Raw genomic sequence first — 12,625 nt, 5'->3', positions numbered from 1 at the left:
CTTAACCGGAAATCATACCGCTACCCGGAGTGAGGCATCGTCATAGAAGCGTACCGTACCCCCTCGTCTTGACAAGGAAAACAACGGCAAGCTCAAACGGCCTATCCAAGCAATCGGAATATGAAATTCGCTTAGTTAAGAACGACCCCGGACATACATCCATCTCCTCGAAACACTTATTCCCCTCTATTGTACCCGTACCATCCTCCGTTTACAACGGAAAATTTGGATATAAGAGACTTTATCGGAACAGCAGCTTCTTCATATAATCGATCGTGAACTGAACGCCCTTATCGCCAAGCTCCCCCGACCAAGTCTTGGAATGAGGCTCGATGCTGAGTGTTCCGTCGTAGCCCTTGGCGTATAGAATGGACATGAACGTGCCCCAATCCGTCTGGTCCAGACCGGCGGGCGGATCGTCGAAGCGCTCGCCTCCGATGCGTACAGAGCCCTTGATGTGAACGTGCTTGAAGCGATGTCCCCATTCCTTCATCTCCTGGAGATAATCGCCGCCGTCATAACGGGAGTGGGACGGATCGTACTTGATCCCGAGTTCCGGCAGATGGCCCGCGATGATCCTCCAGGTGTCCGGACTGTGCACGTAGTTATTCCAGCGGCAGTTGTAGACCGACACGGTCACGCCCTTGGCGGAAGCATACCCGATGAGGGTGGAGAAGTAAGCGATGGCGGAGGTACAGTTCTGATAGAATGACAGGCCTTCCACGTAGTTGACGCCGCAGACGAAGTTGGGGCAGCCCAGCTCCGCAGCCGCATCGATCAGCCGATAGGAGGCTTGAAGCTCCTCCTCCACCAGGGAGCCGTCCTCCGCAATGCGGTTGGAGCCCCATCGCCCGATGGAGCCGACGGTGACGCCGGTCCGGGCGATCGCTTCCTTGAATGCGGGAATCTGATCTCTCAGGATGGCCGGATCTTGCCCCACATTGATGCAGAACTCGACGAACTCCAGTCCCTTGGCTTGGGCGGTTTCGAAGCTCTCCACCTTGCATTCGGCGATGATTCCCAGCTTCATCATTCGAAGCTCACAGCCTTCCCGGTGTTGGAGGACTCATAGATTGCTTCGAGAATCTCGGATACGACCAGCGCCTGCTTCGGTGTAACCACCAACGGAGAGCCCTTCAGGATGGAGTCATACCAGCAGCGCATCTCTACGTCCACATTGTTCTCACTCTTGCCTTCGTAGAAAGCCACGCCGCCTGCTCCCAGCTGGATCTCCTCCACATATTGCTTGGAGTGCTTCTCGCCGTTGATGTAGAGGCCATCCCACATATCGGCTCCGGCTTCGGTGCCACAAAGCGTGACGATGGCTTCGCCGGATTTGCGGATATTAAGCGCCCAGCTCGATTCCAGATAAACGGTAGCGCCGTTCTTCATGGTGATCATGCCGAATGCGGAATCTTCCACGGTGAATTCCTTCGGATCCCACGGACCCCAGGCGTTGGCGGCGTTCTCACGCTGCGCCAGCTTGCGGAAGGAGCTGCCCAGAACCACCTTCGGCTCGTAGTTGTTCATAAGCCATAGGGTCAGGTCCAGCGCGTGGGTGCCGATATCGATAAGCGGGCCTCCGCCTTGCTTCTCTTCGTCGAGGAATACGCCCCAGGTTGGGACGGCGCGGCGGCGGAGGGCATGGGCCTTGGCGAAGTAGATCTCACCCAGATCGCCCTGCTCGCAGATGGTCTTCAGGTACAGGCTGTCCGGACGGAACCGGTTGTTGTAGCCGACAGTCAGGAGCTTTCCGGTGCGTTCAGCTGTCTCCAGCATGCGGCGGGCGGCTTCGGCTGTCTTGGCCATGGGCTTCTCGCTCATGACATGCTTGCCGGCCTCCAGGAAGGCGATGGTGATTTCCGCATGGGAATCGTTCGGCGTACAGACATGCACCACATCAATGGAAGCGTTGTCAAGAAGCTCCTTGTAATTCGCGACGACAAGGGATTCCTCCGTGCCGTATTCGGCCTTTGCCTTCTCGGCCCTCTCCGGAATAATATCGCAGAACGCGGCCAGCTCCAGGATGTCGTCTCGCTTCGCAAGTGCGGGCAGGTGTTTGCCGTTGGCGATCCCGCCGCAGCCGATAATCGCTACTTTCAGCTTTTGTGCCATGGAATGAAGCTCCTCCTTTTGAATCCCACTTTAAAAGATGTCTTGTTCCGACTACAATTGTAGTATAGACCCGCCAACCGCAAAAAGAAATTGCCGTTCTGGTTGTCCTTGTATGCTATTTTGCCATTTGGAGGTTGGTCATGCAGCTTACGCCCGAGCAAGCCTACAACGAAAAGATCGCCTATGAGAATCCCTTCATGTCCGTCCGGGTCTTCGAGCTGGACGCCAAGGGAGACGGCGGCACCAAGTGGCACTACCATAAGGAGCTGGAGATCATCATCATTCGGGACGGACTGCTGGAGCTGGATGTGGAGGATGACCATTACACCCTTCAGTCCGGGGACGTGGTTCTGATCGGCGCCAAGGAGCTGCACAGAGACCGTTCGTTCGCCGAGCACGGCCTCTCCTACATCGTATTCCAATTCGACATCGAGCAGTATCTGGAGAACAGCACGCTTCCCTATTACCGTGCCATATCGGACCCGGGCTTCCCGCTGCACCGGCTGAACTACATCTTCCGGGAGAATCCGGAGGCGCGCCGGACCTTGTTCGAGACGATCAAGGAGATTCAGCAGGAAGTGAAGGAGAAGCGGGAGGGCTACGAGATGGCCGTCAGCCTCCTGATCAAGAGGATCGTCCTGGTTCTGCTGCGCGGCGACAGCCGCAAGCTGATCCGGCTCAAGGAGCAGGGGGAGCTGCTTCGCATGAAACCCGTGCTGGATTACGTGGAGGCCCATTTGGACGAACGGATCCAGGTAGAGGATGCGTGCCGGGTGGCCAACGTAAGCTATTTCTATTTTGTCAAATATTTCAAGAAGGTCATGGGCATGTCCTTCCTCGAATACGTGAATTACAAGAAAATCAAAAAGGCCGAGCGCATTCTCTTGACCCAGGACGTCAGCGTCGCCCAGGCGGCGGAGAGCATCGGCATGCCGAACATGGCCCATTTCTATAAGGTATTCAAGAAGATCAACCAGATCTCGCCCAACGAATACCGGAAGAAGCGGGGCTGGAATGCCTGACCGCTTCAAGCTTACGTCGGGTTCGCCTTACCGCCGGCAGCAAGAAGGCCTTCGTTCCGCTGCGTGCGGACCGAAGGCCTTCTTGCTGTATCTAACGATTGCCGCAGCGCTCCGGGCTACGGCTTCATGACAGCCTGGGTAACCAGCTTGTAGCCGACGCCCCGGATGGAGTCGATCTGGACCGACTGCTGGTTCATCTCCAGCTTCTTGCGCAGGGAGCTCACGTGAACATCCACGGTCCGCTGGCCGCCGATGTAATCGAAGCCCCAGACGATGTTCATGAGATCGTCCCGCGTCACCACGACGCCGGGCCGCTGGACCAGATAGAGCAGCACCTCGAACTCCTTGGGCCGCAGCGGGATCAGCTCCCCGTTCAGCTGTACCTCGTACTTCTCCGGATAGATCCGCAGGTCTCCGACCTTGATGACCTTCTCGGAGGAAGCGGATTTGTCCGATGATCCCTCATCCTCGGAGGAGCTGCGGCGGAGAACGGCCGCCACACGAGCCAGCAGCTCCGCCACCCCGAAGGGCTTCGTGATGTAGTCGTCAGCCCCGCACTTCAGCCCCTGGACCACCTCTTCCTCCGCATTCCGGGCGGTCAGAATGATGACCGGCGTCTTGGAGCCCTTCTGCCGGAGCTTCGTCAGCACCTCGAAGCCGTTCATGCCGGGCAGCATAATATCCAATATGATAAGATCGTAAGACTGCTGCAATGCCTCCTGCAGCCCTTCTCCGCCGTGGTCCACCACCTTGGTGTCGTAACCCTCCTGCGACAGATTATAAGACAAGAGGCGGGCTAACGTCGGTTCGTCTTCGATGACCAATATGTTCTGCGCCATGGGATCCCCCAAATTATTCGGTATCCGGCTGGGATGCCGGAATTATTTAGAATCTATTAAAATTGTATAGCCGTTTGGAACGACTTGTCAATGAAGGACAGGCAGATCGAGGATAAAAGTCGTCCCTGCGCCGATTTGACTCTCTACGGCAATGTGTCCCTTATGCAGATCCACCAGGTGCTTCACGATGGAAAGTCCCAGTCCGGTGCCGCCGGAGCTGCGTGAACGGGCCTTGTCCACCCGGTAGAACCGCTCGAAGATCCGGGGCAGATCCTTCTTCGGAATGCCGATGCCCGTGTCCGAGATGATGAAGCGGATCGTCTCCGGATCCTGGCCTTCCCCGCCGTCGGCGGCATAGATCCGGACCTTCACCTTGCCCCCCTCCGGCGTATAGGCGATGCCGTTGGAGAGCAGGTTGATCATGATCTGGCGCAGCCGGTCCTCATCGGCTTCCATATAGAGATCGTCCTCGGCCTGGAGCTCCAGGTCGATTCTTTTTTTGGCGGCCTCCGCCCGCATGACGTTCACGGTATTCTCCATGAAGCTCTTCACGTGCACGGGGGAAAAATGCAGCGGAATCCGCTTCGACTCGATCTTCGACAGGGCCAGAATATCCCCGATGAGCCGGTTCAGCCGCTCGCTCTCATCGAAGATGATCTGCAGGAACGACCGGGCCGTCTCCGTATCGTTCAAGGCTCCTGCCAGCAGCGTCTCCGCGAAGCCCTTGACCGCCGCGATAGGCGTCTTCAGCTCGTGGGAGACGTTGGCGACGAACTCGCTGCGCATCCGCTCCAGCCTCCGCACGGCCGTAATGTCGTGAAGCACGATCAGGATCCCCGCCCATTCCTCCTGGGACTGGAACATGGGATTCAGGTTGACCTCCAGAATCCGCTCCTCCGGGAAGTAGAAGATCATCTCATCGCGGATCGGCTCCTTGGTCTGGATGCATTCCCCGATGAGCTGGGTGAATTCGAAGGGCTGCTTGGCTTCATTGTACTTCCGGCCGAGCAGCTCCTCCTGGGTGAAGCCCAGAATCTCCTCCGCCGAACGGTTCAAGAGCGCGATCCGCTCCTCCCGGTCGATCATGAGCACCCCGCTCATTAAGTTCTCCAGGACGCTCTTCAGCCGGCCCTCATTCTCCTTGATCCGGTTCACCTGAAGCTGCAGGCTGTCCGCCATGGTATTGATGGCCTCCCCCAGCTCGCCGATCTCGTCTTTGGTCCGGATCGTCACCCGGGACTGATAGTTCATATTGGAAATCTGACGCGCCACCCGCGTCATCTTCTCGAAGGGACGGGTCAAGCCGAAAGCGATCCGGTAGCTGATGATCCCGGCGACGACGAACAGGATGCCTAAGCCGGCCAGCAGGAACATCCACAGCTTGCGCACGGCCTTCTCCACGTCCATCAGGTCCGTGGCCAGCCGGAGATAGCCGAAGGTCTCGTTCTCTCCCTTGCGGATGGGAACCGCCACGTACAGCATATTGTGGCCTAACGTGCTGCTGAAGCGGACGCTGCTCCCTACGCCCTTCGCCTCGGCCTCACGGACCTCCGTCCGGTCCAGGTGGTTGTTCATATGACCCGGATCCTCATCGGACTCCCCGATGACGGTTCCGTCCGAGCGGATGATGGTTACCCGGGCGTCGGCAGATTTCTTCAGGCTCCGCGCCGTTTCGGAGTAATACCGGGTCAGCTCCTCCGTGGAGCCGCTCCGGTTCCAATCCATCATGGCGATGATGAGGTGGCTCTCCCTCTCCATATTGATGACAAGAGCCTCCTTGTAGGAGTTCTCCAGGAGCTTGGCCATGATGATGCCCGCCAGCAGCACCGACGAGCCGATCAGGAGCATGAAGATGACGGTCAGCCTAACGCGAAATTTATGCATGAATGCCTCCATCGTTGGATAAGTGTCCGTGCAGCGCGATTCCCGGCTGCAGGTATCTTCCTAATGGTACCTTGTCGAAGCGGTAAAATCCACTCTCCTCCATGTCGAAACATGTAAAGGAATCGTAAAGAAGAAAACTCCGGCCGGGCGTTCTCGCCCTGACCGGAGTCCGGTGTTCGACTATCCGCTTACTTGAATACGGGCTCCTTCAGCTCGGCCAGCCGTTCGATGGAGGTCTTCTCTACGTCGGCATGGAGGCTGTTGCCATGGGAGTCCATGGTGACGATGGCGGCGAAGCCTTCGCATTGAAGGTGCCACATAGCCTCGGGGATGCCGAATTCCTTCAGGAAGTCGACGCCCTCCACCTTCTTCAGGCACTTGGCGTAATATTGGGCCGCTCCGCCGATGGCATTCAGATAGACGGCGCCGTGCTCGCCCAGAGCCTTCAGCGTTTTGGGACCCATGCCGCCTTTGCCGATGACCGCCCGGATGCCGAACTTCTTGATGACGTCGCCCTGGTACGGCTCCTCCCGGATGCTGGTCGTCGGGCCTGCGGCCATCACATGCCACTCGCCTGCATCGTCCTTCAGCATAACCGGACCGCAGTGGTAGATGACGGACCCGTCCAGATCCACCGGGGAATCGTGCTCCATGAGATAATGGTGAAGGGCGTCCCGTCCGGTATGGATGAGACCGTTGATGATGACCACATCGCCCACCTTCAGTCCGCGGATCTGCTCCTCCGTGATCGGAGTCTGCAGCACCACCTCACGGCGCTCCGCCGGAGCGGCATCTTCGCTATCGGAGAGCTTCGCCATCGGGACCTTCTCCTCGCCGCCGTAGATCCACGACTTGATGGCGCCGGTCTCGGGATCGATCAGGGCGCCTTGGCGGCGGTACGCCCAGCAGTTGTAGGCGACGGAGACGAAGAAGCTGGCCGGCAGCCGGTTCATGACGCCGATCTTGCAGCCCAGAAGGGTCACCTGACCGCCGAAGCCCATGGTTCCGATACCCAGACGGTTAGCGTGCTCCAGGATGTACTCCTCCAGCTTGGCCAGCTCCCCGTTGGCATTCACATCATCCACGGAACGGAACAGCTGCTGCTTGGCCAGCTCATAGCCCGTCGTGCGGTCGCCGCCGATCCCTACCCCGATGAAGCCGGCGCTGCAGCCCTGCCCCTGGGCCTGGTACACCGCGTGCAGAATGCACTTGCGGATCCCGTCCAGATCCCGGCCGGCCTTGCCTAAGCCCTCCAGCTCGCACGGCAGGCTGTATTGGATGTTCTTGTTCTCGCAGCCGCCGCCCTTCAGGATGAGGCGGACGTCGATCTCGTCCTTCTCCCATTGCTCGAAGTGAATGACCGGCGTGCCGGGGCCCAGGTTATCCCCGCTGTTGGCGCCTGTCAGAGAATCTACGGAGTTGGGCCGGAGCTTGCCGTCCTTGGTCGCTTGGCGCACGGCCTCGCGGATAGCTTCCTTCATGGCGATCTGGTTGGCGCCGACCGGCACGTGGACCACGAAGGTCGGCATCCCCGTATCCTGGCAGATGGGAGACACATTGCACTCCGCCATCTCGATATTGTCAGCAATGGTAGATAGGGACAGGGCAGACCGGGTGCCTTGGTCCTCTTTCTCCCGCGCTTCATTAATCCGCTTGCGTACGTCGCCGGGCAGATTCGTGGAGGTTTCCACGATCAGCCGGTACATGCTCAACTGAAACTGCTGCATCGTCCCTAGCTCTCCTCTCATTGTCTTTCGATCCCCATACCCCTATAATGGTTTATGTCTCCCCTCATTATAACGAACTCCCGGGGAAACCGCTATCTTAGAACAAGGAGATTTGTCACATAATGGTCAAATTTATATTGAGAATCTGCCTGCTTCTCTTCATGTCAGGGACGGTTGCGGTAACTTCGCTCAGCGTCTTCCGGCCGAAGGAGCTCTACCGCGACCAAGTGGCGGTTCTGATGTACCATCATGTGCATGATCAGGACAAGAGCTCCGGCACGGTCACAACCAAGCTGTTCCGCGACCAGCTGACTTATCTGAAGAGCAAGAGCTATCATTTCATTACGCTGGACGAGCTCAAGGCGTTCATGAAGGGATCTCCCGTGCCTTCCAATGCCGTGCTGATCACCTTCGACGACGGCTATGAGAGCTTCTACCAGAATGCATATCCCATCCTGAACGAACTCCATATTCCCGCCGTGAACTTCATCATCACGGGGACCATCGACGATCCCTTATCCGGCAATATCCCCTTCATGAGCCGCAAGGAGCTGCAGAGCCTCTATGCCGCCAAGGGGGTGGCGGACATCGAATGCCACACGGATGCCCTTCACGACAAGCTGGACGGCAAGGCGCTTCTGACCCAGAGGATCCCCGTGTCCGGCAACCGGACGGAGAACACGGATGAGTATAAGAGCCGCATTACGGCAGACGCGCAGGCCTGCGTCCGGAAGGTGAACGAGGTCTATCCGGGCAGCGGCAACGCCTTGGCCTACCCCTTCGGCATCTACAATGAAGAGGCGGCGGACGCTCTCAAGGCGGGAGGCATCAAGATGGCCTTCACCATCATGCCGAAGATGACCACACGCGAGTCCGACCCCATGCGGATCCCGAGAATCAACGCGGGAAGTCCCTATGTGGAGCCGGAGACGCTGCACAATATGATCATGCGCCGGGTATCGGCGGTCAAGCATCCCCACGATACGGTCCCCCTTCGGGAAACGGTGGAGCAGATCGGCGGCGAGCTGTTCAAGGGCAAGGAGGACGGCAGTCTCCATATCGGATATAACGGGATGGATTACCGCTTCCGGCCGGACAAGTCTGCGGTTATCGGCCCAGATGGGACCGAGATCAAGCTGAAGGAGCCGCTGAAGGTGATGGGCAACCGGAGCTACATCGATCTGCAGGACCTGCAGCTGATTCTGAAGCTGCCGATATACTTTGATGCTTCGACCCAGACGTACACCACCCAACCTCCCGAGCGGAGCGACGTGGACCATACGGAGGGCATGAAGCTGCCCCAAAAAGGAGGATGATCCGAGATGGACCATCAGAACCATTTTCTCGCTTACATGTACCGGCTGAAATATATCAAGCGCTGGAGCCTTATGCGCAATATCTCCCACGAGAGCGTGGCCGAGCATTCCTACCACGTGGCGCTCTTGACCCACTTGCTGTGCACCATCGGCAATGAGATCTACGGGAAGTCCATCCCGACAGGACAGCTGGTCTCCGCCTCCTTGTTCCATGATGCCACCGAGGTGTTCACCGGAGATATCCCGACTCCCGTCAAGCACCACAACCCGGAGATTCTCTCCAACTTCCGCAAGATTGAGGACCGGGCCGCCAAGCGGCTCTCCGGCATGCTGCCGAAGGCCCTTCAGCCCGTATACAAGCCGCTTCTGGAGGGGAAGAAGAATGCGGACCCCCACTTGATCTATATCAAGGCGGCGGACCTGCTGGACGCGTATATCAAGTGCACGACAGAGGTATCCGCCGGCAACCGGGAATTCGCCTCGGCGAAAAAACAAATCGGACAGACCCTGGATGAGCTGGATCTGCCCGAAGTGCGGTACTTTATGGAGCATCTGGCGCCCAGTCTGGAGAAATCGCTGGACGAGCTGTCCGGAACTCAGGACTGATGCTGGATCAGAACCATTCCGGATATTTCATAAGCAGGAGAATCACGAAATAAAGCACTCCGATCAGGACGCCGAACGTGCGGATTTTACCCGCATCCGTTCCGGCGTTTTTGTTCTGGGACAGGCTGTCGCGCAGACGCTTCAGCGGCCCGCCTAACATGCCGGCCATAGCGGCCATGGCCAGGAACAACACGCCGATGACGCCGGCCCATACGTGGGAATAGCTGCCTTGTCCGATCAGGTAGCCGCCGGTCAGGAGCTGGGCGATCAAAAGGTACTGCCCCACCCGGTTGAAGGTCACAAGCAGCCCGGCGAAGCCGGCCTGTGCCGCATCCGCCTTGCCTCCGAGCCGTCCGACCAGAAACGGAAGAAACAGATAGAAGCCCATGCCCGTGGAAGCCAACAGGTGCAAAAACAACATCAATTTGTACATAAACTTGGAACCCTCCATCGCGGAATGCAAAAAATGGCATAACCTGAACTCAGTAGTAGTATACCGAATCACCGGACGGGCCGCAAACGAAACGTGGTCCGCCACAGCGAAAGACCGCCCGGCCGAGTGGGCCGGGCGGTCGTCACGAGCTTACATGTTGGCGATGATCTGGTTGGCGAACTCGGAGCACTTCACTTCGGTGGCGCCCTCCATCAAGCGTGCGAAGTCGTAGGTCACGGTCTTGTTGTTAATGGAGGTCTCCATACCCTTATAGATCAGGTCGGCCGCTTCCTGCCAGCCCAGATGCTCCAGCATCATGACGCCGGACAGAATGACGGAGCCCGGGTTGACCACATCCAGTCCCGCATACTTCGGAGCGGTGCCGTGGGTAGCCTCGAAGATCGCATGGCCGGTCACGTAGTTGATGTTGGCTCCCGGCGCGATGCCGATGCCGCCGACTTGGGCAGCCAAGGCGTCCGACAGGTAGTCGCCGTTCAGGTTCAGCGTTGCGATGACGTCGAAGTCGGTCGGACGGGTCAGCACCTGCTGCAGGGCAATGTCCGCGATGGCGTCCTTCACGATGATCTTGCCGGCGGCTTCCGCATCCTTCTGAGCCTTGTTCGCTGCGTCCAGGCCCTGCTCGGCCTTGATGCGGTCGTATTGGCCCCACGTGAAGGTCTGGTCGGCGAATTCGCGCTCCGCCAGCTCGTAGCCCCAGTTCTTGAAGGCGCCCTCGGTGAACTTCATGATGTTGCCCTTGTGAACCAGCGTGACGCTCTTGCGCTGGTGCTGGATCGCATACTCGATGGCAGCGCGTACGAGACGCTCGGAGCCTTCGCGGGAGACAGGCTTGATGCCGATGCCGGAGGTCTCCGGGAAGCGGATCTTCTTCACGCCCATTTCCTTCTGCAGGAACTCGATGACCTTCTTCACTTCCGGTGTGCCTTCCTGCCATTCGACGCCGGCATAGATGTCCTCCGTGTTCTCGCGGAAGATGACCATGTCCACCAGCTCCGGACGCTTCACCGGCGAAGGAACGCCATCGAAGTAACGGACCGGACGGGAGCAGACGTACAGGTCCAGCTCCTGGCGAAGCGCTACGTTCAAGGAACGGATGCCGCCGCCGATCGGCGTGGTCAGCGGTCCCTTAATGGCAACGATATATTCGCGGATGGCGGTCAGCGTGTCGGCCGGCAGCCAGTTGTTGAATTGGTTGAAGGCTTTCTCGCCGGCGAATACCTCGTACCAGGCGATCTTCTTCTGGCCGTTGTAGGCCTTCTCCACAGCCGCATCCAGAACGCGCTTGGAAGCCGCCCAGATGTCGGGACCGGTGCCGTCCCCTTCGATGAAGGGAATGATCGGGTTGTTAGGGACGACAAGCTTGCCGTTGTCGATGGTAATCGGCTGGCCCTCGGTCGGCAAGGAGTACTGCTCAAATTGTGGCATGATTCAAAACCCTCCTGAACATGTGATGGAGCCGGGTGAAAACCCGGCTATTGATGATGTATGGATGGAATCCCGTCAAGCGGCATTCCCTTGCATCTTAACGCTGCGCCAGCGGAACATAGGACTGGCTGACCGGTCCCACGTATTCCGCTCTCGGGCGGATCAAGCGGTTGTTCTCGTACTGCTCGAGAATATGGGCGGTCCAGCCGGAGGTGCGGCTGATGGCGAAGATCGGCGTGAACAGATCCCGCGGGATGCCCAGGATGGTGTAGACGGACGCGGAATAGAAGTCCACATTCGGCTTCAAGCCCTTCTGGCTGACAACCATATCCTCAATCTTGACGGACATGTTGTACCACTCCAGGTTGCCGGTCATCTTGCCCAGCTCGTAGGACATCTTCTGCAGATGCTTGGCACGGGGGTCGCCGTTCTTGTAGACGCGATGGCCGAAGCCCATCAGCTTCTCCTTGTTCTCCAGCTTGCGGTTCACATAGGATTCCACATTATCGGCGGTGCCGACCTCCTCCAGCATAGCCATGACCGCTTCGTTGGCTCCGCCGTGCAGAGGCCCCTTCAACGCGCCGATGGCGGAGGTGACGCCGGAGTAGATGTCGGAGAGAGTGGCCACCGTGACGCGTGCGGCGAAGGTGGAGGCGTTCAGCTCATGGTCCGCATGAAGCACCAGCGCTTTGTCCAGTGCTTCGATGGCGACGGGATCCGGCTGCTTGCCGGTCAGCATATAAAGGAAGTTCTCGGAGATGGATGCGTTTTCTTTAGGGGCAATCGGTTCGAGACCGTCACGGATCCGTGCGAATGCCGCTACGATGGTCGGCAGCTTCGCCTGGAGCTTGATCGCCTTGGCCACATTCGAAGCCGCGCTCATATCGTTGGCTTCCGCATCGTAAAGCGCAAGAGCCGATACTGCCGTACGGAGAGCCGCCATGGAATTCGTATCCTTGGGGAACAGCTTCAGCTGTTCCACGATGGCCGAAGGAATCGCCGCTTGCGCGTTCAGATCCCGCTTCAGCTGGGCCAGCTCGGATTCATTCGGCAGCTTGCCGAACCACAGCAAGTAGATTACTTCTTCGAAGGAAGCATGCTCCGCCAGCTCGTCGATGTCGATGCCGCGGTAGGTCAGGACCCCGTCAATGATGGAGCTGATGGAGGAAGTGGTCGCCACTATGCCTTCCAAACCTTTGGTAGCCGTCATTCTCACGTCTCTCCTTTGCGCTTGCGA

Annotated in this window: 11 protein-coding genes; 3 read left to right on the top strand and 8 right to left on the bottom strand. The window is 58.4% G+C overall.

Annotated features, from left to right (window positions below; translation table 11 throughout):
- Nucleotides 1–241: 241 nt before the first annotated feature.
- The gene (locus ACSEXW_RS10845) at nucleotides 242–1,033 is read right to left on the bottom strand and encodes a sugar phosphate isomerase/epimerase family protein (protein WP_438446168.1); all 792 of its coding nucleotides are present in this window, start codon (nucleotides 1,031–1,033) and stop codon (nucleotides 242–244) included.
- Nucleotides 1,030–2,115: a Gfo/Idh/MocA family protein gene (locus tag ACSEXW_RS10840; protein ID WP_438446167.1), complete on the bottom strand. Its 1,086-nt coding sequence runs from the start codon at nucleotides 2,113–2,115 to the stop codon at nucleotides 1,030–1,032. The genes ACSEXW_RS10845 and ACSEXW_RS10840 overlap by 4 nt, the downstream gene beginning before the upstream one ends.
- Nucleotides 2,116–2,255: 140 nt before the next feature.
- Between ACSEXW_RS10840 and ACSEXW_RS10835 the strand changes: the two genes are divergently transcribed.
- The gene (locus ACSEXW_RS10835; RefSeq protein WP_438446166.1) at nucleotides 2,256–3,137 is read left to right on the top strand and encodes a helix-turn-helix domain-containing protein; all 882 of its coding nucleotides are present in this window, start codon (nucleotides 2,256–2,258) and stop codon (nucleotides 3,135–3,137) included.
- Nucleotides 3,138–3,253: 116 nt separating this feature from the next.
- On the opposite strand, the gene ACSEXW_RS10830 is transcribed toward ACSEXW_RS10835, so the two are convergent.
- From ACSEXW_RS10830 to ACSEXW_RS10820, 3 genes are all read right to left on the bottom strand, one after another.
- Nucleotides 3,254–3,976 carry a response regulator transcription factor gene (locus ACSEXW_RS10830; protein ID WP_438446165.1) on the bottom strand — a complete coding sequence of 241 codons (723 nt, stop codon included), beginning with the start codon at nucleotides 3,974–3,976 and terminating at the stop codon, nucleotides 3,254–3,256.
- A gap of 87 nt (nucleotides 3,977–4,063) precedes the next feature.
- Nucleotides 4,064–5,860 (bottom strand): two-component system histidine kinase PnpS, encoded by a 1,797-nt coding sequence (pnpS, locus tag ACSEXW_RS10825; protein WP_438446164.1) that lies wholly within the window; start codon nucleotides 5,858–5,860, stop codon nucleotides 4,064–4,066.
- A 188-nt stretch (nucleotides 5,861–6,048) separates the two neighbouring features.
- The gene (locus ACSEXW_RS10820; RefSeq protein ID WP_438446163.1) at nucleotides 6,049–7,587 is read right to left on the bottom strand and encodes a fumarate hydratase; all 1,539 of its coding nucleotides are present in this window, start codon (nucleotides 7,585–7,587) and stop codon (nucleotides 6,049–6,051) included.
- Between the two features lie 122 nt (nucleotides 7,588–7,709).
- Here ACSEXW_RS10820 and ACSEXW_RS10815 point away from each other — a divergent pair, with 122 nt between their 5' ends.
- Nucleotides 7,710–8,903: a polysaccharide deacetylase family protein gene (locus tag ACSEXW_RS10815; protein WP_438446162.1), complete on the top strand. Its 1,194-nt coding sequence runs from the start codon at nucleotides 7,710–7,712 to the stop codon at nucleotides 8,901–8,903.
- A gap of 6 nt (nucleotides 8,904–8,909) precedes the next feature.
- Complete coding sequence (gene yfbR / locus ACSEXW_RS10810) at nucleotides 8,910–9,509, top strand: 5'-deoxynucleotidase (protein ID WP_438446161.1); 600 nt, start codon at nucleotides 8,910–8,912, stop codon at nucleotides 9,507–9,509.
- A 7-nt stretch (nucleotides 9,510–9,516) separates the two neighbouring features.
- On the opposite strand, the gene ACSEXW_RS10805 is transcribed toward yfbR, so the two are convergent.
- From ACSEXW_RS10805 to citZ, 3 genes are all read right to left on the bottom strand, one after another.
- On the bottom strand, nucleotides 9,517–9,942 hold the full coding sequence (locus tag ACSEXW_RS10805; RefSeq protein WP_438446160.1) for a hypothetical protein: 426 nt from the start codon (nucleotides 9,940–9,942) through the stop codon (nucleotides 9,517–9,519).
- Between the two features lie 150 nt (nucleotides 9,943–10,092).
- Complete coding sequence (gene icd / locus ACSEXW_RS10800) at nucleotides 10,093–11,388, bottom strand: NADP-dependent isocitrate dehydrogenase (protein ID WP_438446159.1); 1,296 nt, start codon at nucleotides 11,386–11,388, stop codon at nucleotides 10,093–10,095.
- A gap of 97 nt (nucleotides 11,389–11,485) precedes the next feature.
- Nucleotides 11,486–12,598, bottom strand: a complete 1,113-nt coding sequence (gene citZ / locus ACSEXW_RS10795; RefSeq protein WP_438446158.1) for a citrate synthase — start codon at nucleotides 12,596–12,598, stop codon at nucleotides 11,486–11,488.
- Nucleotides 12,599–12,625: the final 27 nt, after the last annotated feature.

Origin of the sequence: Oryzibacillus soli (assembly GCF_051594765.1) — a bacterium.
Classification (GTDB): Bacteria; Bacillota; Bacilli; order Paenibacillales; family NBRC-103111; genus Paenibacillus_AR.
Note: the sequence above shows the minus strand (reverse complement) of the source record. Positions and strands in the feature narration are given on the sequence as shown.

Coding starts and splice junctions, on each gene's coding strand:
- yfbR (WP_438446161.1), top strand. CDS start 8,910: ATGGACCATCAGAACCATTTTCTCGCTTACATGTACCGGCTGAAATAT.
- ACSEXW_RS10845 (WP_438446168.1), bottom strand. CDS start 1,033: ATGATGAAGCTGGGAATCATCGCCGAATGCAAGGTGGAGAGCTTCGAA.
- icd (WP_438446159.1), bottom strand. CDS start 11,388: ATGCCACAATTTGAGCAGTACTCCTTGCCGACCGAGGGCCAGCCGATT.
- pnpS (WP_438446164.1), bottom strand. CDS start 5,860: ATGCATAAATTTCGCGTTAGGCTGACCGTCATCTTCATGCTCCTGATC.
- ACSEXW_RS10805 (WP_438446160.1), bottom strand. CDS start 9,942: ATGTACAAATTGATGTTGTTTTTGCACCTGTTGGCTTCCACGGGCATG.
- ACSEXW_RS10820 (WP_438446163.1), bottom strand. CDS start 7,587: ATGCAGCAGTTTCAGTTGAGCATGTACCGGCTGATCGTGGAAACCTCC.
- ACSEXW_RS10815 (WP_438446162.1), top strand. CDS start 7,710: ATGGTCAAATTTATATTGAGAATCTGCCTGCTTCTCTTCATGTCAGGG.
- ACSEXW_RS10840 (WP_438446167.1), bottom strand. CDS start 2,115: ATGGCACAAAAGCTGAAAGTAGCGATTATCGGCTGCGGCGGGATCGCC.
- ACSEXW_RS10830 (WP_438446165.1), bottom strand. CDS start 3,976: ATGGCGCAGAACATATTGGTCATCGAAGACGAACCGACGTTAGCCCGC.
- ACSEXW_RS10835 (WP_438446166.1), top strand. CDS start 2,256: ATGCAGCTTACGCCCGAGCAAGCCTACAACGAAAAGATCGCCTATGAG.
- citZ (WP_438446158.1), bottom strand. CDS start 12,598: ATGACGGCTACCAAAGGTTTGGAAGGCATAGTGGCGACCACTTCCTCC.